Here is a 24,594-nt window from a genome sequence, read left to right on the forward strand (position 1 = left end):
CAGTCGTTCCCTCTATCAATAATTACCTTTTTGCAATTCCTTCATTCGCTCAATTGCCTGTACAAGGCGATCATAATTGGTTACTTGTTTTCTTTCTGTAGGATGCAGCTTATTGTAAGCAACTTTGGCATCATTGACTATATGCTTATCAGCCAATGTGAGGTCTTTGACATCCGGCAGAGCCTTAATTTGGTTAATCACAGACATTACTTTTTCACTTACGTAAGCAACGCTGTATTTTAGGCTTTCTCTTGTGTCTGGATCTTGAACCGTGTAATAAATTCTGTCGGCATCAGGACCAAAATCAAGGTTATCAAATGTTACCGAGCCATCTTGATCTGCTTGCTTTTCTGCTAGAACTTCCGTTGATTTTAGGGATGTATATAAGCGAACAATTTGTCCCTTTTTAACCCTATCTAAGACTACTTTATCCTGTTCACCTTTATTATTTTCCGCAGTGACGAAATGCATCATGATATTTTCTGTTCTTGGCAAACCGTCACTTTCAAACATTTGCCACTCATAAATACGGATTGCTCCCCACGGGGATGTTCCGCTATTGTAAATTTGCAGCTTAAATTCATTTGCGGTAATCGGCTGATCAAGAATCACATCGGTAACTGCTTTATCATTGCCTGTGATTCTTTTTGCGCTTACCCACTCGCCATTTTTATTTTTATATTGTAATTCAAAATCAACGGTATTCATGTTTTGGGCTTCCCCGCCATATTGAGCATGTTCCACTCTCCAGCGGCGAATGGTTTTAGGCTCACCAATGTCAATAGACATGTACCCTGACTGTTTGTTGGTTGCACACCATTTACTATTATTCGCAGCAGTGCCATCCAAAGCTTTAGATGCTGGTTCTGCATCGTTTTCAGCTGAAACACCTGTTACCTGCGCATGTAAGGCAACATTAGCAGAAGGAGGGTTTGGATCTATTTCCGTTGCATCTGTTCCCATTCCCCAATTAAAATCAACCACCGCTGCTTTTCCGCGTTCATAGTTTTGATTTACTGGCACGATATAAAGTTTTGTTATGTTATCAGCAGAAGCATTTTCAATACTTCTTGAGATATTCGGAGTATAAAAATAGTTGTTTGGTGTTGCCCCTATAAACGTTTTAACCCCATCGACATTTTGCTGATACACCTCATATTGCAAAACATTTTCTTGTTTCGACCAATTTATACGTGCTTCCGCTGTAAAAGCATCATGCAGCATTTTTTCCGCCACTGCAGCATCACGCGGTGCAGCAAGACTAGGCTCCTTAGAATCATATACAGATAACTGACCTAGATGAATAGAATAATCCTTTAATTCCTTTGAGTTACTGACTTTTAAACTAATTGCATAGGCTGTTTTACCGGCATCCTCTTTTAAATCAATAACAGCGGTTTGCCAGCCGCTTTCATCTGACTTTGGAAGGATATAATATTTCATCTTATCAGCAGCATAATCCTCACCGTAAGCAACTCCAAGGGAAACATCAGCATCTGATTGATTTTGATAAACGACCTTTATTTTCGTAGATTTTGTGATAGAAAGTTTAGTACTGTAAAGCATAACGTCATTAGATGAATTGGCATCAAGCGGACCGCTGAGTTTCAGCGAATTTCCACCATTATAAGGATGATCAAAATCATAGGAAACATTGATTCTGCTGCCTTCTCCACGGATCCACCAGCGCCATGTTGGCATAATATCCTGGATCGAACGGTTATTCCATTCCTGTGTGCTCACTACTTTTCCATCTGTAAAATATTGCTTGCCATGTCCACTGTTAAAGTTGGTTGTAAACGGTAAGTCTTGAATAACAGATGAATCCGTGACGAAACGGGCCATTCCTTTCCACTTTGCAGTATCATCGGCTTTAGATGGATCCCCTTGTGGCCCCGTCCAGAAATATGTTTCTTTATCATGGAAATCTGCAGGATTTTTCGCTAATCCCATGGTTGAATTAGGTGCATAAAGCGCAATAGAAACCTTAGGTTGTCCTTTTTCATCGAGGAGTGCATTTGTATTAATACTTGTATTGTAAGAATTTTGCTGTACCTCAAAACCAGCGTATGCATCAAAAGGGTCACGGTTATGACTTTTCATCGTCGAAACCGTTGTATTAATTTGACTGACACCCCAGTTATAATTCAAGAAGAATTCGTCCACTCCATAAACTCCATCTTCCGCAGGTGTAACATACATATCATTTTTGCTGTTTACGGCATTTTGGTAGTTGATGTTTCCGTTGTTATCCTGTGCATCATACCAGCTAAAACGGATGTCTGATTTCCGTTTTGCATAACGCATCATTTCATTCATGCGGACCGCTGTTTCTTTATTGACTCCGGATGTTTCTTGGTTAAAAAAGTACCCATCGAAGCCATAGTACTTGGCGATTTCAATCATCTTGTCAGCAACTGGGAAGCTGCCATCAGATGCTTGCTGTGTAAATGCCTGGATTTCTGCAAGTGCCTCAGGTGATCCGCTGCCCCATGGGAAACCTAATGTTGCGTAGACAGGAACACCATTGCGATGGGCGGCATCCACGATATCAGGGGATGGAATCGCAAAAATCCCTTCATCGGTTCCAGCCCAATAAATATAGGAATCTAATAATTGCCAGTTATCAAATGCATAAACATTAAAGTCATTGCTGCCAACAGGGCTGGATTGGTCATGGTTGGTTAATGTAATTGCAGCAGAGGTAATTCCTGCCTTCGGATTCGCAAGCGGGTTAATCTGATGTCCTTTAAAACGTTTTTTGTTTAAAGGAACGGATGCACGGTCTAGTTCGGAGTCTGGGTCATTAGCCGGCGACCATTTCAAAAGTGTCTTAACTGAAAATGCTGGAGCAAGCGGCTGTAAACTCAATTTATCTTTATATTGTTCATTGATTTCATCGGTTCCGTCTCCATTAACGGCAGCAAATGATTTAGGCGTTATCATGGAAATAACAAGAGTTGCTAAAAGGACAAAAGAAGAAATATATTTAAAGACTTTTTTCTTTTTCAAACTCGATCCTCCTCATATTTAAAAAGTATCCTGAAGTAAGATGAAATGCTTGTCTTTCCCCCCTTTCTCTATCTAGAGTGATTTTTCCCCCCCCAATCCCGTGATATATTCAGAAGGTTTTTAATCTTCCACTTTATACTACCAAAAATAATGTAAGCGCTTTATTGGATGAATCATAGATTTACTTGATTAATTTTAGATGATTATCCATATACAGGAAAATATTACTATATGAAAAATTGACTTTAGGTCTAATGTACTTAGGGCGTTTTTTAATGGAAAAATTAAATGGTTTGTTGACTAATTAAATGAATGTTGGCGGAATCAAGGATATAAGCGGAGTTTAGGTTGACAATGGTTTTATTCCATTTTTAAGATGAAATAAATGCATTATGTTAGCCTATTTTTTTTGAGGTACAAAAAAATGATAGCGTTACCATATAAAAATAGATTCATATTTTTAAAGAACGATTGGAGGGGCAATTATGGAGAAAAAGAAACATATTCACATTATTTCTCACACTCACTGGGATCGGGAATGGTATTTGCCATATGAAAAGCACCATGTACTGCTGGTGAAATTAGTAGATCAGCTTTTAGAAACATTGGATCGCGATGAGCATTTTCGGAGCTTTCATTTAGATGGTCAAACGATTATTTTAGACGATTATTTACAGGTCCGTCCGGAAATGCGGGAAAAGCTTCAAAAATATATTAAGGATGGCAGAATCCAAATCGGCCCCTGGTATATTCTGCAGGATGAGTTTTTAACCAGCAGCGAGGCAAATATTCGCAATCTTCAATATGGAATGAAGGATGCGCTGCAGTGGGGCGGTATTTCTAAGGTAGGATATTTTCCTGATTCATTTGGAAATATGGGGCAAGCACCGCAAATTTTAAAGCAGGCGGGAATCGAAGCTGCTGTTTTTGGCAGAGGGGTGAAGCCAACTGGGTTTAATAATATGGTTAGTGATGTTGATATGTATGAATCTCCATATTCGGAAATGTTCTGGCGTTCCCCTGATGGTTCGGCTGTGTTAGGTGTTTTATTCGCCAATTGGTATTGCAATGGGATTGAAATTCCTGCTGATAAAGAAGAAGCAGCTGTTTATTGGGAACAAAAAATCGCTGCCTTAGAGAAATACGCTTCTACGAATCATCATTTGATGATGAATGGGTGTGATCATCAACCGATTCAAACCAATCTATCAAAAGCAATTCAAACGGCAGAACAGTTATATCCGGATATTCAGTTTGTCCACTCTAATTTTAATGACTATCTTGCTGAATTAATGACTACCCTGCCAAAGGATTTGAAATATATTGATGGGGAACTGAGAAGTCAGCAGACAGACGGATGGGGGACGCTTGTCAATACAGCATCCGCACGGATTTATTTGAAACAGATGAATCAGCGCGGTCAAGTTCTCCTTGAAAAAGTAGCAGAACCGCTTGCGACTTTTGCTTATATGACAGGGGAAGAGTATCCTCATCATCTATTTACATATGCATGGAAAACCTTAATGCAAAATCATCCGCATGACAGTATTTGCGGCTGCAGTGTGGATGAGGTCCACCGAGAAATGGAAACCCGCTTTGAAAAAAGCAAGCATGTAGCGGAAATGATTGTGGACGAAAAACTAACACAGATTTCCGACAAAATCGATACAACAGGTTTTGCACCATTTGGAGCAGAAGCTGTACCGTTTACGGTTTTTAATACGACCGGCTGGGAACGGACCGGGGTAGTGTCTGTTACCGTAGATGTGAAAAGTGAATATTTTTCAGAAGGTGTGAATAAAGAGGCATTAAAAAGTTTTCCTCTAAACGATAGGGAAATAGTCGATCAAGATGGGAATGTCATCCCATTTACGATGGAAGATCTCGGGATTGCTTTTGACTATGATTTACCGAATGATCGTTTCCGCCAACCTTACATGGCGAGACGTGTTCAATTATCTTTTGAAGCACATGCAGTTCCGGCTCTTGGATACAAAACCTATGCCTTCGTGAAAAAAGAAACCACACTTCCCGAAACGGAATCATTAATCGTAAATGATAGAGAAGCAGAAAACGAATGGCTCCATGTGAAAATTGAAGAAAACGGTTCCTTAACCGTAACAGATAAAACAATGAATCGAACATTCACGGATCTCCTTATCTATGAAGACAGCGGGGATATCGGAAATGAATACATGTATAAACAACCGGATGGCGAAGAAAACCTTACCACGAAAAATAGTAAAGCTAAGGTTCATATCTTAAAAGACACTCCATTTGAAGCAGCATTTGAGATTATTCATGAGTGGGAGCTGCCTAGGGGAGCAAATGAATTGCTCGCTCAAGAACAAAAAGAAGTGATTCCATTCATGAACAGAATAGCACAACGAGTCGAAGAGACCGTGCCTTTCAAGATAAAAACAGTCCTTACAATCGAGAAAAATAGCAAAGGGATCACAGTTTCTACAACTTTCAATAATCAGGCAAAGGATCATCGCTTACGTGCATTGTTCCCGACAGATGTGGAAACTTCGGTTCATTATGCAGATTCTATTTTTGAAATAGCGAAAAGAAATAATGTACCAGCGGATGAATGGACCAACCCAAGCAATTGTCAACATCAACAAGCCTTTGTCAGTGTCTGCAATCAAAGTGAAGGCTTAACAATTGCAAATCTTGGCTTAAATGAATATGAAGTTCTCCAAGATGGCAGAAATACGATTGCTTTAACATTATTACGTGCTGTCGGCGAACTGGGAGACTGGGGCTACTTCCCAACACCTGAAGCTCAATGTTTAGGAGAGCACACGGTTACCTTCCGGATTTATCCGCACACTGGGGACTGTATCGAAACAAATGCATACCAAGATGCTTATCAATTCCAAATTCCTTGGGTGGCGAAACAAACAGGAATCCATGAGGGGACACTGCCAACTGTTCATTCTTTTATCGAATGGAATGCAGAACATCTTTCCCTATCTTCTGTAAAAGTAGCAGAAGGTTCTGGTGACATCATGGTCCGCTGGTTCAATACGGCAAACCAAGAGGATCAATTAACTATACATTCTTGTGGCAGGGAACAATGCTACCGCAGTAATGTGATCGAAGAAAATGTTGAAATGCTGCCTTTAAATGAAAACGGAAACTGGCAAGCACCGGTACAACCATATGAAATCATAACCGTGGGGTTGGAAAGAAAGGAGTACCACCAATGAATACTAATTTACCTTTATCCATTAAGGAAAAAATAGATACCGTAAAATCTCATTTTTCTAATGATGAGAAAGTAATTACCTTATTTGAGCATTGTTTTTCCAATACGTATGAAACAACGATTCGCCGGAAAGAAGATGGAACCACTTTTGTCATTACGGGAGATATCCCTGCTATGTGGCTTCGTGATTCTGCAGCTCAGGTTCGTCCATATTTAATGTTAGCGGAACAAGATGATGATATGGCCGATATGATTGAAGGAGTAATTAAGCGTCAATTATTTTTTGTCTTGCATGATCCATATGCCAATGCATTTAATGAAAACCCAAATGGAAATTGCTATCATCGTGACAAAACAAAAATGACCCCACTTTTGTGGGAAAGAAAATATGAAATTGATTCATTATGCTATCCCATTCAATTAGCGTATCTTTTCTGGAAAGCAACGGGCAGAACATCCCATTTCAATGAAACATTTATAAAAGCAGTTCAAACCATCATCGAAACATGGAAGATTGAGCAGCATCATGAAAAGCAATCAGAATACCGGTTTGAACGGGATAATTGCCCGCCATCCGATACGCTGACGCGAGAAGGAAAAGGTAGTCTTGTTACCTACACAGGAATGACATGGTCCGGTTTTCGTCCAAGTGACGATGCTTGTCAATATGGCTATCTAATTCCTTCCAATATGTTTGCAGTTGTGGTCTTAAGACAGCTTGCCGAAATTGCGGAGAATGTCTTAAAGAATCAGGAGCTAAAAGAGAGTGCCCTAAAATTAGCAGATGAAATCAACGAAGGGATTCAGAAATTTGGTAAGGTGGAACATCCCGTTTACGGAACCATCTATGCATATGAAACGGATGGACAAGGAAATTACAATTTAATGGATGATGCTAATGTTCCGAGTTTACTATCATTGCCGTATTTAGGGTATTGCAGCATCGATGACCCAATCTATTTAAATACGAGAAACTTCATCCTTAGCAATGAAAATCCTTATTACTATGAAGGAACGGCCGCAAAAGGGATTGGAAGTCCGCATACTCCGGAACATTATATTTGGCATATCGCCCTTTCCATTCAGGGAATGACATCAACTTCTGAAGAAGAAAAAATGAGAATACTGGATTTGTTTAAACATACGGATGCTGGTACGAATCTCATGCATGAAGGATTTCATGTGGATGACCCTAATCATTTTACAAGAGATTGGTTTTCGTGGGCGAATTCCATGTTCAGTGAGTTTTTATTAAGCTTATGCGGGCAATTTGTGAAGGGAAGCCCTTTGCGTAAGTAGTTTTCATTTTAACTTATATTAGTAATTATTGTTAATTTTATCCTTATGCGTACACTTGAATGGGTTTACGCATAAGGAGGTAAGAATCTCATTGAAATGGAGATGGATAGAAATGAAATTATTCCAATATGTAAGTGAATGGATTTTGCGTCTCGTATGGACGAACTTGTTATGGATTGCGTTTACCTTATCCGGCCTTGTCATTGCAGGTTTTTTTCCGGCGACAATCGCCATGTGTACTGTGACAAGAAAATGGGCCAAAAAAGAATTGGATTTTTCTATATGGCAGCTGTTTAAGGACACTTATAAAAAGGAATGGGTAAACAGCAATAAAATCGGGCTTGTCTTTGTTTGCATTGCAGCATTTCTATTCATTGACCTGCGGATTTCGTTTTATATGAAGGGATTCTTTTCTATTTTTCTCTATGTTTTCATTCTATTCTTATTGGCTATTTTACTATTAACCTTAATTTACTTTTTCCCGCTATACGTACAATATACTTTCAGTGCAAAAGCCTATTTAAAGCAAGCCTTCATCCATGCGTTTGCTGGCTTTAAAGATACATTTGTTATTTTAGTAGGGTTAGTATGTATAGGGTATTTCATCTATAAATTACCCGGTCTTATTCCTTTTATGAGCGCTGTCTTGCCAAGCTATTGGGTGATGACGGTTTGCATGAAAAGGTTCCGCAGGCTGGAAAAACAAATCCTTGAAGCTTAAGGAAATTAGGTGACTATTGGATAATCGGAAACATTGCTCAAATATTTTAATAGAATGATAGGGGTGTATATCATGTTCCTGACAGAGAGAAAATTTGAGGCACGGATCAGAGAATTAGAGGGGTATCGTTACCGTGATTGTGTGGATATACAGGCATTTGCTGCTAAAAATGATGATGGCGAAGTAGGTGCGTATCCACCCAGTGAGTATGATCAAAATCATCAAATGAAACTTGGCGACTACTGGAAGGGGCGAGATCGCTATCTTTGGCTCCATACGACGGTGGATCATCATGTAACATTCGCAGACCGTCAAGTAGTTGGTCTTTTTTCCTTTGGAAAGACTGGAGGCGGCAATAATTCTGGTTTTGAGTCTTTATTATTTGTGAATGAGCATCCGTACCAAGGTGTTGATTCCAATCATGAAGAAGTTTTGTTTGATGAAGAAGCAGCGAGACAGCCTTTGCGATTGGATTTCCGTCTATGGTCAGGACTGGAAGGCGGAGGTGTCCCGGTTGAGAATGAGTATAAATTAACGATGGCGAAAATCGGCTGGCTGGACAGAAAAGTGGACAATCTTTATTATACGCTGCTAGCTGCATACGAGGTTTTAATGGAAACTGAGGAGACAGATACGGCTTTTCTCACTTTGAAAACATTGATTTCCGATAGTTTGAAAATCATCAATTGGACAGAACCAGGCAGCGATTCTTTCTATGAATCCTGTTACGAGGCGGAAGCTCAATTAATGAATGCATTACAAAAAATCGATGCCTCATCAGAGCTTACGATTCATGCGGTTGGCCATACCCATATTGATGTAGCATGGCTTTGGAGATTACGAAATACTCGGGAAAAGGCTGCACGTTCGTTCTCAACCGTTTTGCATTTGATGAAGCAATATCCTGAATATGTCTTTTTACAAACACAACCGCAGCTTTACGATTACATAAAGACTGATTATCCGGAAATTTACAAGCAAATGAAAGAGCGAATTGCGGAAGGGAAATGGGAAGCGGGAGGAGCTATGTGGCTCGAAGCGGATTGTAATATCCCGAGCGGGGAATCGCTTGTCCGCCAAATTTTACATGGCAAAAACTTTTTCAAAGAAGAATTTGGCGTTAATTGTGAATACCTCTGGCTTCCGGACGTCTTTGGCTATAGCTGGGCATTGCCGCAAATATTAAAAAAATCGGGAATCAAGACGATGATGACGACCAAAATCAGCTGGAATCAATACAATCGTATGCCGCATGATACGTTTTATTGGAAGGGCATGGACGGATCCGAGATATTAACGCATTTCATTACGACACCGGAACCATGGAATGCGCCGGATTCTTGGTTCTATACGTACAATGGATATATCACCGCAAAAACCGTAAAAGGTGCATGGAAGGGCTATCAGGATAAGGAGTTATCTAAAGATCTGCTGTTATCCTATGGCTATGGGGACGGAGGCGGCGGGGTAAACCGTCACATGCTGGAAATGAGACGCAGATTTGATACTTTGCCAGGGATGCCGAATGTGAAAACGTCAACTGCAGGTGAATTTTTCGAAAAGCTTCATGAAAATGTTACGGAGTCAGATGCATATATTCATAAATGGGATGGGGAACTGTATCTCGAATATCACCGTGGAACGTATACGAGTCAGGCTTTTATGAAAAAGATGAATCGCAAACTAGAGCTTTTCTATCGCAGGGTGGAGATGCTTTCCACATGGTTATCAACTAATGAAAAACGAGATCAAGAGGCGAAACAATTAAAAGAGGGCTGGAAAATTATATTAAGAAACCAGTTTCACGATATTATACCTGGATCCTCCATACATGAAGTGTACGAAGATGCAAAGCTGGAGTACGAAGAAGCTTTTCAAATTGCTGAGCAGCTAGAATCTAATATCATAAAAGACCATCTAAAGGAAGAAGAACATACAGTAGTGGTGTTGAATACTACCCATGTAAAAGACGGAAAAAATATCCGAATCCATGAATATACAGAATATGAATGGGGTGTATGGAAAGATAGGGAGGGCAACCAGTTGAGTGCTCAAAAGGATCATGATAGCTGGCTGGTAGAAGTTGTTTCCCTACCTTCCTTTGGAGCGAAAACGTTGTATTTTGAACCAAAAACTAGGATGGAAAAGACAGACTCTCCGTTTAAGTATACAGATAACCAATTGGAAACGCCTTTTTACATCGTGAAATGGAATGAACATGGACAGTGGACCATGCTTTATGATAAAGAAGCAGATCGTAATGTTCTAAGTGACGAACAAAGAGGAAATGTTTTACAAATATTTGAGGATAAGCCGCTTGCCCATGATGCATGGGATATTGATATATTCTATCAAGAAAAAATGGAAGAGATTCAGGATTTAATAGATTTCCAAGTGGTGGAAAATGGTTCGTTGTCATTTGGAATCAAACTTACTTATAAGTACCATCATTCCGACATTTCTCAGCATATCGTGTTTTATGCGAATGATCGTAGGATTGATTTTGACACCAAGGTAGAATGGCATGAAAAGCGAAAACTTCTGAAAGCAGCATTTCCAATTGATGTCCGTGCAACAGAAGCAACTTATGACATTCAATACGGGAATGTAAAACGGGCAACCCATTGGAATACAAGCTGGGATATGGCAAGGTTTGAAACGGTTGGTCATCAATGGGCAGACATTTCAGAAGCGGATTATGGCGTTAGTTTATTAAATAACGCTAAATACGGATATGACATTCAAGAAAATGTCTTAAGACTTACATTGTTAAAGTCGGCAACTCATCCAGATCCGGAGGCTGATCAAGGTTCCCACTCCTTTGTTTATTCTCTTTATCCGCATATGGGAGATTGGCGTGAGGCGAAAACAGTCGAAAAGGCATGGGATTTGAATGATCCTGCCCTTACTTTCCCTGGGAAATGGGACAGCGAAGAATCCTTTGTTGAAATCAATTCAGACCATGTGTGGGTAGATGCGATAAAACAAGCATATGACGGGAATGGCATCATTATTAGACTTCATGAATATGAAGGAAAAAGGGGCACGGTAACCTTAAATGTTCAACGTGATCCTGTCAGTTGGGTAGAAACGGATTTAATGGAGGAGCCTATCGGAGTAGAAACCACTTCCCCGATTGTGTTGAAGGTCAAACCATATGAAATTAAAACGATAAGAGTATGGTGATACCTTTCACAAAAAGACGCTTGGAGCATATCAGAATCCAAGCGTTTTTACGATGCAGAGAATTTTAGCGGACAGACGATTCGTTATTGGGATAAAAATCCTTGTTTTCCTTGTGTTTCCGGACATAGAATCCGTTATTTGACGATAATCAGGCAAAATTACGATTGAAAGTAGCTAATAACGGAACCAGTGTCCGCTATCTCTTTAAAAACCAGCATTTTGTCACAGATAACGGAACCCGTGTCCGTTAAGAGCTCTTCCTCTCCAGTTGAAGCAGAAAGCCTGTAATTCTTCCAGCATACTCTTATTTAATTTTTCCACTATTTCTGAAATTAGTTAACTTTGAAAGCGTTTTACCGTTTTCTATAATAAAACTATGAAAGGGGTTACAATACTGTGAGGGAGGTGGGAGAACATTGAAGAAGATATGGAAAGATCTTTATAAGAATCGAATTTGGCTTCTAATGGTGCTTCCTGGTACTATTTGGTTTTTGTTGTTTTCCTATTTGCCCATGTTTGGTACGGTCATCGCCTTCAAGGATTTCCGAATCTCACGGGACGGATTTTTTGCCAGCGTGATGGACAGTAAGTGGGTAGGATTTGATAATTTTAAATTCCTGTTTAATACAGATAGTGCTTATATTATCACAAGAAATACGGTGTTATATAATCTAGTATTTATTATTCTGGGATTAGTGCTCGGTGTTGGGGTTGCCATTGTTTTAAGTCAGCTTGCCAACAAGCGTTTATCCAAAATCTATCAAACAGGAATGTTGTTTCCACACTTTCTTTCTTGGGTTGTTGTCAGTTATTTTGCTTTTAGCTTTTTAAGTACTGATAGTGGACTTTTAAACAATCTTCTTAAAAGTTTTGGCGTAGATACCGTTTCCTGGTACAACGAACCGCGTTATTGGCCATACATATTAATCATTTCTAATACATGGAAAGGGATCGGATATGGCAGTATCTTGTATCTGGCAGCAATAGTCGGAATCGATAAAACGTATTACGAAGCTGCAATGATCGATGGTGCATCCAAATGGCAGCAAATTATGCATGTTACCCTTCCGATGCTCAGATCCTTAATGATTGTCCTTACTATCATGTCAGTTGGAAAAATCTTCAACTCTGATTTCGGGCTATTCTATCAGCTGCCGATGGATTCAGGAGCATTATACCCCGTTACAAATACCGTTGATACATTTGTTTATCGAGGATTAATGACATTAGGTGATATTGGAATGAGTACTGCGGCTGGACTATATCAGTCCTTCATTGGATTTATTCTCGTTTTGCTAACTAACTTTATTGTTAGAAAGGTAGATGAAGAGAGTGCTCTATTCTGACATCTACCAATATTATTCGAAAGGGGGCAGGGGATATGTCAAAGAGTATGATGAAAACTGCTGAAACAGAAACAACACCTCTTTCAGTCCATGATCAAAAGGTAAATGTAAAACAAAAAAAGCAGAAAAATCTATTTGGGTTTCATCCCGTTACCAATGGGTTGATGACTACTTTAATTGGTATAATTAGTATTTTGTGTGTGTTTCCATTTATATATGTCATTATTATTTCACTGTCCAGCCAGAAAAGCATCGATACAGATGGATTTCGGCTAATCCCTAAAACTTGGAGTCTTGAAGCCTATAAATACTTGTGGCATATGAAAGAACAATTACTTACCTCCTATGGGATTACCATAATTGTTACGGTAGTAGGAACGATTATCAGTGTCTTAATGATTTCCTTTTACGCTTATGCGATTTCAAGGCCGCAATTTAAATACCGAAAGTTTTTTACCTTCATCGCGCTGTTTACCATGTTATTCGGCGGCGGAATGGTTCCGTTCTATATCGTTGTTACTCAATTTCTAGGGTTGAAAAATTCTATTTGGGCATTAATTTTACCTCTTGCCATGAATGCTTTCTACATTATTGTAATGAGAACATTCTTTATGAAATCAGTCCCGGAATCCATTTTGGAATCTGCTAGAATCGATGGGGCAAGCGAATTTCGGATATTCTTCCAAATTGTATTTCCGCTCTCCTTGCCTGGACTCGCAACGATTGCATTGTTCAGTACATTAGGTTATTGGAATGACTGGTTTAATGCCTTGCTCTTTATTGATAATCCGCATCTTGTACCACTGCAGTCCTTGCTTATGAAAATTGAAAGCAATCTGGAATTTATGAGGCAAAATACGGAAATTGCCGCGAGACAATCTGATTTATTATCGGCTATACCGGAGGATTCTGCAAAGATGGCTATGGTTGTTATTGCTACCCTGCCAATCGCTGTGACGTACCCGTTTTTCCAAAAGTATTTCATCAGCGGTTTAACTATCGGGGGAGTTAAAGAATAACAAGGCTGTTTTCGCATCTATTGTTGCTTTTCGAGCTTTTGTTTTTACCCAAACAGGAAATTCAAAGATCTTCGGTTAAAATAGCAACAATGATGAAAAAAGAGCCGAAATACAATGAAAAATACAAGGGGGAACAATTATGAGAAAGAGACTTTTATCTTTACTGGTACTTGTACTGGCTATTGGTTTAGTTCTTGGCGCTTGTTCAAGTAATGAAAAAGCAAGCGGTAATGGCAAAGATAAACCGTATGAAATTATCTGGTACACCATTGGTACACCGCAAAAGGATACAGACAAGGTTTTTAAGGAAGTTAATAAATACACAAAGAAAAAGATCAATGCACTTGTTAATTTTAAACAAATCGATTGGGGAGATTATGAGCAAAAAATGCAAGTCATTATCTCTTCTGGAGAGCCATATGATTTAGCTTTTACTAATGGAACTTCTTATGTCCAAAACGCACAAAAAGGTGCCTTCTATCCAGTAGATAAATTGTTGGACACTCACGGACAAGAGTTAAAGAAAGCACTTGATCCGGCATTTGTTGAAGGTGCGAAAGTAAATGGGAAATTATACGGAATTCCTTCCAATAAGGAAGTTGCAAGACAAACGGTCTATACATTTAATAAGAGATTGGTAGATAAATATCACTTTGATCTTTCAAAGGTAAAAACGTTGGAAGATTTAGAGCCAATGCTTAAGACGATTAAAGAAAATGAACCAAAAATTACGCCAATGGCAACATTTAAAGCATATCTTCCATTCGATTATGTTATGGATCAAAAAATACCGATGGCTTTTCCGTTAGCAGGCGACACGAGTCATGTTATTAATTGGTATGAATCAGATATTGCAATGAGCACATTTAAAACAATGCATAAGTACTATAAGGCCGGCTACCTAAAAGCGGATGCTGCGACAAGTAAAGATACATGGCCGATGGATGTGGAAAACTGGTTTGTACGTATGGGTGACTCCCAACCATATGCAGATATACTATGGAGCCGTTCAGCTAAATACGATGTGGTTTCTGTACCGGCAGAACAGCCAACAACCTTTAATGATTCTGTAACAGGTGCTATCCAAGCAATTTCTGCTAATTCGAAAAATCCGGAAAAGGTAATGGACTTCCTAAACTTATTAAACACAGATCCATACCTTCGCAACTTAGTGGATAAAGGAATTGAAGGAGTTCACTATAAAAAGAATGATGATGGTACAATCACGGATCTTCCAGCACGAATCGATAAATACAATATGCCGTCTTACTCTTTAGGAAACCATTTTATTCTTTATCTATATAACAATGATCCTAAAGACAAGTGGGAAAAATTCAAGGAATTTAATGCATCAGCTCAACCTGCACCAACCCTTGGTTTCCATTTTGATCCTAGTTCTGTTCGATCAGAAATTGCTGCCATCACCAATGTAAGTGAAGAATTCTATCCGGCACTTGCAACTGGTACGGTTGATCCTGAGGAATATTTGCCAAAAGCAAATAAGAAATTCAAAGAAGCAGGTATTGATAAAGTATTGAAAGAAATTCAAAAACAATACGATGCATGGAAAGCGAAAAATAAGTAAATAACGGAAATCAAGCTGGATGCAAATCTGGCTTGATTTTTACTTGTATATTTAGAAAAATAGATTTATAGAATACTTTTAATATTTTTGATTTTAACTCAGGAGGATTTTTCTGTTCACATTTTAGTGAAATCTCCTTTATACAACATGTGCAACACTTTTGCTCATATAGGTGCTTCCCCTTTTACACCATTTTATAAAGAGAAAACAGACACGAAGGCAGAATTTAATTCTTCTTAGAATACATATTAACAGCGGATGATGGTGAGTGAGGAATGAACATGCTCAAGAACAAATATTTTAAATACAATATATTTCATAAACTACTTTTAGCTTCTTCACTAACATTAGTCGTTACGGTGATTATTCTCATTGTAACCATTACGAATTATTACTCAGATATTATTATCCAAAGAGAAAGAGACATCGATTCCCGCACACTGGATAGAGTGGATGGATTTTTTTCCAATAAACAAGGTGATGTGGATTATTTAGTAAGAGAATTGTACGGCAGAAGTGATTTAATTTCGGATGTTTCTTTAGCACTGAATAAGGGATACGAAGATTACATGAAATCTAATCTAGATCGTTATACTAAATCCCATTCTTTTATTTCCCGAAACATCAATACGATTTTTATGGACTTTTTCAATCAGGATCCCAATATTAATGCAGTGAGCCTGCGTTCTATTGCACTTCCTGAGGTGGAGTACTTATTTATTTACAATAATGGCCGGTGGAATGATTCCATTAAAGACCAAACGGCAAATGAAATTCCCCCAAGACAAATGCAGCCTTTTTTTGAAGGACAAAGCTATCCGAAAAGACATTTAAAAGACACGATTACAAAGGAAATTCTCCTTTATAACCCGGGTACGATGGAGAAAATGGGGATTTTATCTATCTACTATTCGACGGATGGATTAGACCAAATTGTGAAAAGAAAGAATTCTGAGGTTGAGAAATCCTTCTTTTTATTAAATAAAGAGGGAAAGGTTTTATATTCTGATAATCATGGTATTCCAAAACAACTAATTGAGAAGGTATCGAAAAAAACCGGGGAATCGATTCAAACATATCATGGACAAACCTATTACATGGATGTCTCTGCTCAAAATAATGAATATACCTATATAGGTGTCATTCCCAAAAAGGAATTAAACAAATTAACCTTTGCCAGAGGAACGATGTGGGTATTAATTATTTTTGCGACGCTTGCAGCTATTTTAATTACATATAGGTTTACTAGTAGTTACTCTAAACGAATTGGGCAAATCGTTGCTTCTATTCGGGAAGTAGAAAAAGGAAATCTTTCTGTGAGAATTCCAGAATCGAAAAAGGCTGATGAATTATCGATTATCGGCATAAGTTTTAATTCGATGTTAGTAAAATTAAATGATTATATTGAACGTTTCTTTTTATTGAATAACATGCAAAAACAAGCGGAATTAAAAGCTCTTCAAGCGCAAATTAACCCGCATTTTTTATTTAATACACTAGAAGTAATACGGATGGTTGCGGTAATGGAAGGTTCGGATACTTCCGGAGATATGATTTTCCATTTGTCGAGAATGCTGAGATATTCATTAGAAACAAAAGAAACAGTATCCTTGCAGGTCGAAATAGAGAATGTAGAGCAATATTTAAAACTGATCCAGCTTCAATATCCTAATAAGTTACAAGTAGCTATTCAAATTCCAAAAGAAATGGAGAATGTTCCGATTCAACGCTTGATTCTTCAGCCCCTTGTGGAAAATTATATTAAACATGGTTTTAAAAAGGATCGGAATGATAATAAGCTGGAAATCATCGGTCAAAAGGCGGAAGGAGATATTGAAATCAGTATCAAAGATAATGGAACAGGTATTTCTTATGATCAGCTCACATTAATCAGAGATCAAATAAATGATAAGGATGGTGTTGAAATGAAATCCATTGGATTAAGAAATGTTCATCAACGCTTGAATTTAAAATTTAACGATCCTTATGGTTTATCGATTCAAAGTGTGCCAGATCAAGAAACGATTGTAACCGTTTTAATACCGGGTGAGGTGTGAGGGATATGTTTCGTGTATTGCTTGTTGATGATGAACCGTTAATTACGAGAGGACTAAAGGCACTATTGAATTGGGAAGATTACGGATTTGAGGTTACCTGTTTTGCTGAAAATGGGGAAGAAGCTCTTGAAATATTAAAAACGGGCGATATTCAGCTTTTAATTACAGATATTTTAATGCCGAAAATGACTGGTTTAGAGCTGATCCAAAAGGCTAAAGGGCTTTGGCCGGAATTAAAATGTGTCGTATTATCCGGATACCAGGAGTTTGCTTACGTAAAAGAAGGATTGCTTTTAGGAATTGAGAATTACTTATTGAAGCCTGTTGATAAAGAGGAATTATTAAAGACGATTCAAACCATTAGTAAGAAGCTGTTTACGACATTGGATTCGAATGATCATACGAAATTCACGACGCTGAAGGAAAATATTTTATGGCGATTGCTAAATGGTGAGATTGATAAAAACAATTGGCGGGAAAGATTGTCCCTGTATGAAATGGAAGTCAATCATCCCTTTTATGGAGTATCTATCTTAGATTTTGAGAATTCCGGCGATGAAAAGGTCGTAGCTGAAATAGCGCGATATGTAGAGGATACATTTTCCGCTGACTGTCTTTATCAATTGGATCAAGAATTCATTATTGTTTTTGGCGGAGAAAGTGCAGTATACATTACGGAATGTAATCATTTACTGGTTGATTATTTAAAAAAGGAACAAGATATGGTCGGTAAATTTTATCTGTCCTTAGGAAATACCGTCAATGGAATGGACGAGATAGAGGAGAGCTATCTAAGTGCGAGAGAATGCAAACCGCTTCAAATATATATGGAACCCCATGTGCTTATTTCCAGGCAAGTCTATGAGGATAGACAAGCAATCTTAAAAAAAGAGCAGGAATGGAAAGAGAATTTTACGAAAGAATTAGTAAAGTCAAAAGAGAATTTAAAGAAGATGATAGATCAATTCTACTGTTCCTTAATGAAAAAATCGGGCTTCTTGGCTCCTTCAGTAGCGAAAAAATATACGATTGATTTCATTTCATATATTCATCATTCCTTAAAGCCGGATGAATTTAGCTACCACACCGCCTCTATTGAAAAGATGGTTTACGCTACGAATATTCCGCAAATGAAAAGCATTTTAGAAGAATATTGCCAGGAACTGCTTTTGTCTATTAATCATCAAAATAAAATGCGCAGTCCTATAGTGCAGAATGTTCTGGAATATATCCATGCCAACTATGATCAGGAGCTATCATTAAAAACATTCGGTCATCGCTTTCATGTAAACCCTATCTACCTCGGCCAGCTATTTCAAAAAGAGGTAGGAGTCGTATTCTCGGTCTATATTAATCATTACCGACTAAAAAAAGCTAAGGAATTGCTAAAAGCAACTAATTATCGCGCTGGCGAAATCGGCAAAAAAGTAGGCTATTCCGATACCACCTACTTCTACAAGCAATTCAAAAAAAGCGTCGGTGTTACGCCGACCGAATGGAGAAATCTTTAAGTTTTTGATTAGTAGAAAAGTAGATTGATGATTTTGTAAACAGTTTTTTGTGTGCAGTATGAAGGACAGGTTTGAAAAAAAGAATGGGCAAGTTGTCCTTCATAAACTGTATGAAAGACAAAAACGAGGAAAGAAGAGGGAAACCCGTCCTTCATGGGGGTTATGAAGGACAGGTTTGAAAAAAAGAATAGGCTAGTTGTCCTTCATAGACAGTATGAAGGACAAAGTCGAGGAATGAAAAGGGAAACCCGTCCTTCATGGGGGTTATGAAGGACAGGTTTGAAAAAAAGAATGGGCTAGTTGTCCTTCATAAACTGTATGAAAGACAAAAACGAGGAAAGAAGAGGGAAACCCGTCCTTCATGGGGGATATGAAGGACAGGTTTGTAAAAAAGGATAGGCAAGTAGTCCTTCATTGACTGTATGAAGGACAAAGTCGAGGAATGAAAAGGGAAGGCTGTCCATCATAGAGGCAATGAAGGACATTTTTGAAATAAAGAAAATGCAAGTAGCAGGGCTTTTACTTGGGATGTATAACTCAACCGAGATAAGGCAAGCAAATCTTTATGTTTTACATAACCTTTAAAGAAAGGGGATTACATTGTGAAGGATTATCTATTTCCCAAGGATTTTTGGTGGGGCTCCGCATCTTCCGCTACGCAAATGGAAGGGGCAGCAAACAAGGATGGAAAAGGGAAAAATATTTGGGATCATTGGTACGAAATAGAACCAAATCGCTTTTTTAAAAAGATAGGCCCAAGTGAGACATCACAATTTTACGAACGGTATAAAGAGGACATTGCATTAATGAAGGAGCTTGGTCATAACAGCTTCCGCTTCTCCATCTCATGGTCCAGATTAATCCCAACCGGTGAGGGAGAAGTAAATCCTAAGGCTGTTCAATTTTATAACCAAGTAATGGACGAGCTTTGGAATCACGGGATTGAACCATTCGTGAATTTATATCATTTCGACATGCCTTTTGAACAGCAGGAAAAAGGCGGCTGGGAAAGCAGGGAAGTAGTGAAAGCATATGTGAAGTATGCAGAAACCTGTTTCGATTTATTTGGTGACCGCGTGAAAAAGTGGTTTACCCATAACGAACCGATTGTTCCCGTAGAAAATCAATATTTATACGGTCACCATTATCCAGCACTCTGTAATTTTCAGAAATGTGTTCAAGCTGGTTTTCATTCGATTTTAGCCAGTGCGATGGCGATTCGTGCATATCATAAGAGAAATTTAGGTGGGAAAATTGGGATTATCCTGAACCTAACTCCATCCTATCCAAGAAGTCAGCATCCGGCAGATGTAGAAGCTGCAAAGATTGCAGATGCCTTTTTTAACCGATCTTTTCTTGATCCATCTGTAAAAGGGACCTTTCCAAGTGAATTGGTTGATATCTTGAAGAAGGAAGGATTTATGCCTCATATTGAGGACGGAGATATAACGCTGATTAAGGAAAATACCGTCGATCTATTAGGGATTAACTATTATCAGCCTAGGAGAGTAAAGGCGAAGGAAAATTTATTTAATCCAAATGCACCGTTCATGCCGGAACGATATTTTGATTATCACGATATGCCAGGTAAGAAAATGAATCCTTACCGAGGCTGGGAAATCTATGAAAAGGGAATTTACGACATCTTAATGAATGTAAAAGAAAACTATGGAAATATCGAATGCTTTATTTCGGAAAACGGAATGGGAGTTGAAAATGAAACCCGATTTCTAAATGAAGAAGGGATGATTGAAGATGACTATCGCATTGAATTTTACGAAGAGCATTTAAAGTGGGTCCATCAGGCAATCCAAGATGGATCTAATGTAAAAGGTTTTCATGTTTGGACCTTTATCGATAACTGGTCCTGGCTCAATGCCTACAAAAACCGCTATGGCCTAGTATCCGTTGATTTGGATAAAGATTGTAAGCGAACGGTGAAAAAAAGCGGATATTGGTTTAAAAAATTAGCGGTAACAGGGTTAATTTAAGTGCCATGGAATAGATTTATTTTAAATCGACAGGCGAATAGCCCGAAAGATATGAAGAAACAGACCGATTCGGGTATTAATGTCTAGTTAGGCCTCAACAGGCAGGCACCACGAGTGGAAATATAAAAATATATATACGCACTGTCCGCCTCTGGCATACAAAATTGCAAAATGTCCACGGGTGGTGCCTGACACCAAAAAAGGAGGGATTTGTATGAAACTTGGAGTAAGTTCATATAGTTTTTTATCTGCCATTCAGTCGGGAGAAATGACCATTTTCGATGTGATGGATTGGATTAAGGAACATGGCGGGGAGCATATTGAAATTGTTCCTATCGGATTTACTTTGGATGACAATGAAGAATTTGCAGGTGCGATTCGCAATAAAGCAAGCTCCCTCGGCATTGATATTTCCAATTATGCTATTGGAGCAAATTTTATCGATAAAAATAAAGAGGAATACCAAGCAGAAATAGAAAGAGTAAAAAAGCAGGTGGATATTGCCCATGCACTTGGGGTGAAGAAAATGCGCCACGATGTTGCATCAAGAAATCCTAAGGAAGCAACGATCACTCAATTTCAAAAGGATTTACCTGCCATCGTAACCGCCTGTAAGGAAATTGCTGATTATGCATCCCAATACAACATCACGACAAGCATTGAAAATCACGGATTTCATGTTCAGCATGCAGACCGGGTCCATCAAATTGTCGATCTAGTGGATAAGGAAAATTTTAAAACAACCCTGGATATCGGAAACTTTTTATGTGTTGATGAGGACCCGCTATCTTCGGTAAAACGAAACATTTCCATTGCATCGATGGTTCATTTCAAGGACTTTTATGTAAGACCACATGATCGGAATCCTGGAAGCGGCTGGTTTCAATCTGCTGCGGGAAATTATTTACGCGGTGCGATTGTCGGTCAGGGTGACATCCATATTCCTCATGTCATGAAGGAAGTGAAAGAATCCGGGTATGATGGCTATCTCTCCCTTGAGTTTGAAGGAATGGAAGATTGCCGTACTGGGGTGAAAATTGGCTTAGAAAATATAAAACGAATTTGGGATGAATTGTAACAGTATAAGGAGGAATTATTGTTGAAAAAGGTAAAAATCGGGGTTATTGGTGCAGGATCTATTTCAGAAATGCATTTTAATGGATACGAAAAAAATCCTTATGCAGAAATCTTTGCGGTTTGTGATGTAAATGAAGAAAGAGCAAAAGAAAAGGCAGGGTTATATAAAGCGACGAAACACTATTCTGATTACCGTGAACTCCTACTAGATAAAGAGATTGATGCCGTAAGTATTTGTACATGGAATCATTCCCATGCGGAAATTTCCATCGCCGCCTTAAAAGCGGGAAAGCATGTTTTGGTAGAAAAACCGTTAACGACTAGCGTAGAAAAAGCTTTGGAGATTGAAAAAGCGGTTAAGGAAAGCGGAAAGCTTCTGCAGGTTGGGTTTGTGAGAAGATATGCCTCCAATACGAAGATTTTAAAATCATTTATTGATGCAGGTGATTTAGGATCCATTTATTATGCGAAAGCATCATGCTTACGCAGGCTTGGCAACCCGGGTGGTTGGTTTTCTGATAAAAGCCGGTCAGGCGGTGGACCACTAATTGATATCGGAGTGCATGTCATCGATTTATGCTGGTATTTAATGGGGCGTCCGAAAGTGAAATCGATAACAGGAAATACTTATCGTAAATTAGGAAATCGCTCTCATATTCAAAATCTCTCCTTCTATCAAGCTGCAGACTATGATTCATCCAAAAATGATGTGGAGGATATGACAAACGCTTTAGTTCGCTTTGAAAATGGAGCATCTTTATTTGTGGACGTAAGCTTCACCCTTCATGCCAAAAAAGATGAGACACAAGTGAAATTATATGGGGATAAAGGCGGCGCTGAAATTGAGCCGGAGCTGCACATTGTTTCGGAAAAACACAATACAATCTTGAATGTTACCCCACAAGTGGATTATTTAACGTTTAATTTTACGCAAGCATTTCAATCAGAAATCGACCATTTCATCGAATGTATTACTGAAAATAAAGAAACCATCAGTCCTGTCCAGGATGGAGTAGAAATTATGAAAATTCTTTGCGGGATTTACGAATCAAGCGAAAAAGGAATGGAAGTAACTTTCTCATAGCAGTTGTTAATAAGATTTAGAACAAAGTGGGGGACATTTCATGGGTGAAAGAGAAGAACGCGTTAAATGGTTTATGGAGGATCGATTCGGCCTATTTATTCACTGGGGGCTCTATTCGATTCCAGCACGCGGGGAATGGATTCGTAACAATGAACGCTTAAGTGTAGAAGATTATCAACCATATTTTGAGGAGTTCAATCCTATTTTTTATAACCCAAGGGAATGGGCTAAGGCGGCAAAAGCAGCAGGGCAGAAATATGCAGTTCTGACGGCAAAGCATCATGATGGTTTCTGCTTATTTGATAGTAAGCTAACAGACTATAAAGCGACGAATACACCTGCGGGACGAGATTTAATCAAAGAATATACAGAAGCTTTTCGGGAGGAAGGTCTGAAGGTTGGACTGTATTACTCGATTATCGACTGGCATCACCCTGATTACCCCGCATATGGGGATCGTCATCATCCCATGAGGGATCATGAGGATTTTAAAAACTTCACAGGGGACTTTTCCAGATATATTTCCTATTTTCATGGACAGGTGAAAGAGTTATTAACGAATTACGGAAAAATAGATATTTTGTGGTTTGATTTTTCATACGATGATATGTCCGGTGAAAAATGGCGGGCAACGGAGCTTGTTAAAATGATCCGTTCGATTCAGCCGGATGTATTGATTGATAATCGCCTTGGAGGAAATATCTTGGCAGCCGAACCGGAAATTTATGCAGGGGATTTTTATTCACCGGAGCAAATTATTCCGGTCGGCGGGATTGTAAATTCGGTTGCTAAACCGATTCCCTGGGAAGCATGTATCACGTTAAATGATCACTGGGGCTATCATTCTAAGGATGTAAACTATAAATCTCCGCAGCAGGTGATCCGCACTTTAGTAGAATGCGTCAGTAAAAATGGCAATCTACTATTAAATGTTGGACCGAATGCAAAAGGAGAGATTCCGCAGCAGTCCTTGGAGATTTTAAAGGAAGTTGGAAAATGGATGAAGCAAAATGGGGCAAGCATATACGGCTGCCACGCTTCCAGCTTGCCGAAGCCTGAATGGGGAAGGTATACGCAAAAAGGAAACTATTTATACGCACATGTTTATGACCGCGGCATTGGCCCCATCTATTTTCAAGGATTAAAAGGCAAGATAAAAAAAGCAAGGCTGCTGGCTGATGGCAGTGAATTAATAGTCGAAGTTCCATGGATGGCCGAGCAGTATTCCGATGTTCAAAATGGAGCGTTTATCACTTTGCAGGGAGCAAGGCTGCCGGATGAGATGGATACGGTGATTGAGCTGGAGTTGGTGGAAGGAGGGTTTAGATAGAATCGTGCCTAAAATTGAGCTCGGGTTACCACTCTGGTCACGCAAGAAGTGGAATCGTGCCCGAAAAAGGGATTGTGCCACTGCCACGGTCACCAAAGAAGCGGTTTGATGCCCGAAAAAGGGATTGTGCCACTGCCACGGTCACCAAAGAAGTGGCTCGAT

Annotated in this window: 14 protein-coding genes; 13 read left to right on the plus strand and 1 reads right to left on the minus strand. The window is 38.9% G+C overall.

The genetic code is table 11. The annotated features are described in order from the left end of the window. Window positions 1-15 precede the first annotated feature (15 nt). Window positions 16-3,012, minus strand: coding sequence for an endo-beta-N-acetylglucosaminidase (locus AN964_RS04915; RefSeq protein ID WP_055738629.1), 2,997 nt, complete (start codon window positions 3,010-3,012; stop codon window positions 16-18). Window positions 3,013-3,497: 485 nt separating this feature from the next. Here AN964_RS04915 and AN964_RS04920 point away from each other — a divergent pair, with 485 nt between their 5' ends. The 13 genes from AN964_RS04920 to AN964_RS04980 all read left to right on the plus strand — a co-directional run bounded on the left by AN964_RS04920 (window position 3,498) and on the right by AN964_RS04980 (window position 24,432). Then, entirely contained in the window at window positions 3,498-6,227 is a 2,730-nt protein-coding gene (locus AN964_RS04920) for an alpha-mannosidase (protein ID WP_055738630.1), read from the plus strand. Next, on the plus strand, window positions 6,224-7,525 hold the full coding sequence (locus AN964_RS04925) for a glycoside hydrolase family 125 protein (RefSeq protein ID WP_055738631.1): 1,302 nt from the start codon (window positions 6,224-6,226) through the stop codon (window positions 7,523-7,525). Before AN964_RS04920 ends, AN964_RS04925 begins: the two co-directional genes overlap by 4 nt. Window positions 7,526-7,616: 91 nt before the next feature. After that, window positions 7,617-8,246 (plus strand): YesL family protein, encoded by a 630-nt coding sequence (locus AN964_RS04930; RefSeq protein WP_055738632.1) that lies wholly within the window; start codon window positions 7,617-7,619, stop codon window positions 8,244-8,246. A 72-nt stretch (window positions 8,247-8,318) separates the two neighbouring features. After that, entirely contained in the window at window positions 8,319-11,432 is a 3,114-nt protein-coding gene (locus AN964_RS04935) for an alpha-mannosidase (protein WP_055738633.1), read from the plus strand. A gap of 416 nt (window positions 11,433-11,848) precedes the next feature. Further along, entirely contained in the window at window positions 11,849-12,778 is a 930-nt protein-coding gene (locus tag AN964_RS04940; protein WP_055738634.1) for an ABC transporter permease, read from the plus strand. A gap of 164 nt (window positions 12,779-12,942) precedes the next feature. Next, window positions 12,943-13,797, plus strand: a complete 855-nt coding sequence (locus AN964_RS04945) for a carbohydrate ABC transporter permease (RefSeq protein WP_235950524.1) — start codon at window positions 12,943-12,945, stop codon at window positions 13,795-13,797. 139 nt (window positions 13,798-13,936) lie between these two features. Beyond that, a complete protein-coding gene (locus tag AN964_RS04950) occupies window positions 13,937-15,382 on the plus strand; it encodes an ABC transporter substrate-binding protein (RefSeq protein ID WP_055738636.1) in 1,446 nt (481 codons plus the stop codon). 275 nt (window positions 15,383-15,657) lie between these two features. After that, window positions 15,658-17,439, plus strand: a complete 1,782-nt coding sequence (locus AN964_RS04955) for a sensor histidine kinase (RefSeq protein WP_055738637.1) — start codon at window positions 15,658-15,660, stop codon at window positions 17,437-17,439. Between the two features lie 5 nt (window positions 17,440-17,444). Then, the gene (locus AN964_RS04960; RefSeq protein ID WP_055738638.1) at window positions 17,445-18,950 is read left to right on the plus strand and encodes a response regulator transcription factor; all 1,506 of its coding nucleotides are present in this window, start codon (window positions 17,445-17,447) and stop codon (window positions 18,948-18,950) included. A 602-nt stretch (window positions 18,951-19,552) separates the two neighbouring features. Beyond that, window positions 19,553-20,941 carry a glycoside hydrolase family 1 protein gene (locus tag AN964_RS04965; protein WP_280513047.1) on the plus strand — a complete coding sequence of 463 codons (1,389 nt, stop codon included), beginning with the start codon at window positions 19,553-19,555 and terminating at the stop codon, window positions 20,939-20,941. A gap of 214 nt (window positions 20,942-21,155) precedes the next feature. Continuing rightward, the gene (locus tag AN964_RS04970; RefSeq protein ID WP_055738640.1) at window positions 21,156-22,019 is read left to right on the plus strand and encodes a sugar phosphate isomerase/epimerase family protein; all 864 of its coding nucleotides are present in this window, start codon (window positions 21,156-21,158) and stop codon (window positions 22,017-22,019) included. A gap of 21 nt (window positions 22,020-22,040) precedes the next feature. Beyond that, window positions 22,041-23,102: a Gfo/Idh/MocA family protein gene (locus tag AN964_RS04975; protein ID WP_055738641.1), complete on the plus strand. Its 1,062-nt coding sequence runs from the start codon at window positions 22,041-22,043 to the stop codon at window positions 23,100-23,102. Between the two features lie 40 nt (window positions 23,103-23,142). Next, the gene (locus AN964_RS04980) at window positions 23,143-24,432 is read left to right on the plus strand and encodes an alpha-L-fucosidase (protein WP_055738642.1); all 1,290 of its coding nucleotides are present in this window, start codon (window positions 23,143-23,145) and stop codon (window positions 24,430-24,432) included. Window positions 24,433-24,594 lie beyond the last annotated feature (162 nt).

This window comes from Heyndrickxia shackletonii (assembly GCF_001420715.1).
GTDB lineage: Bacteria > Bacillota > Bacilli > Bacillales > Bacillaceae_C > Margalitia > Margalitia shackletonii.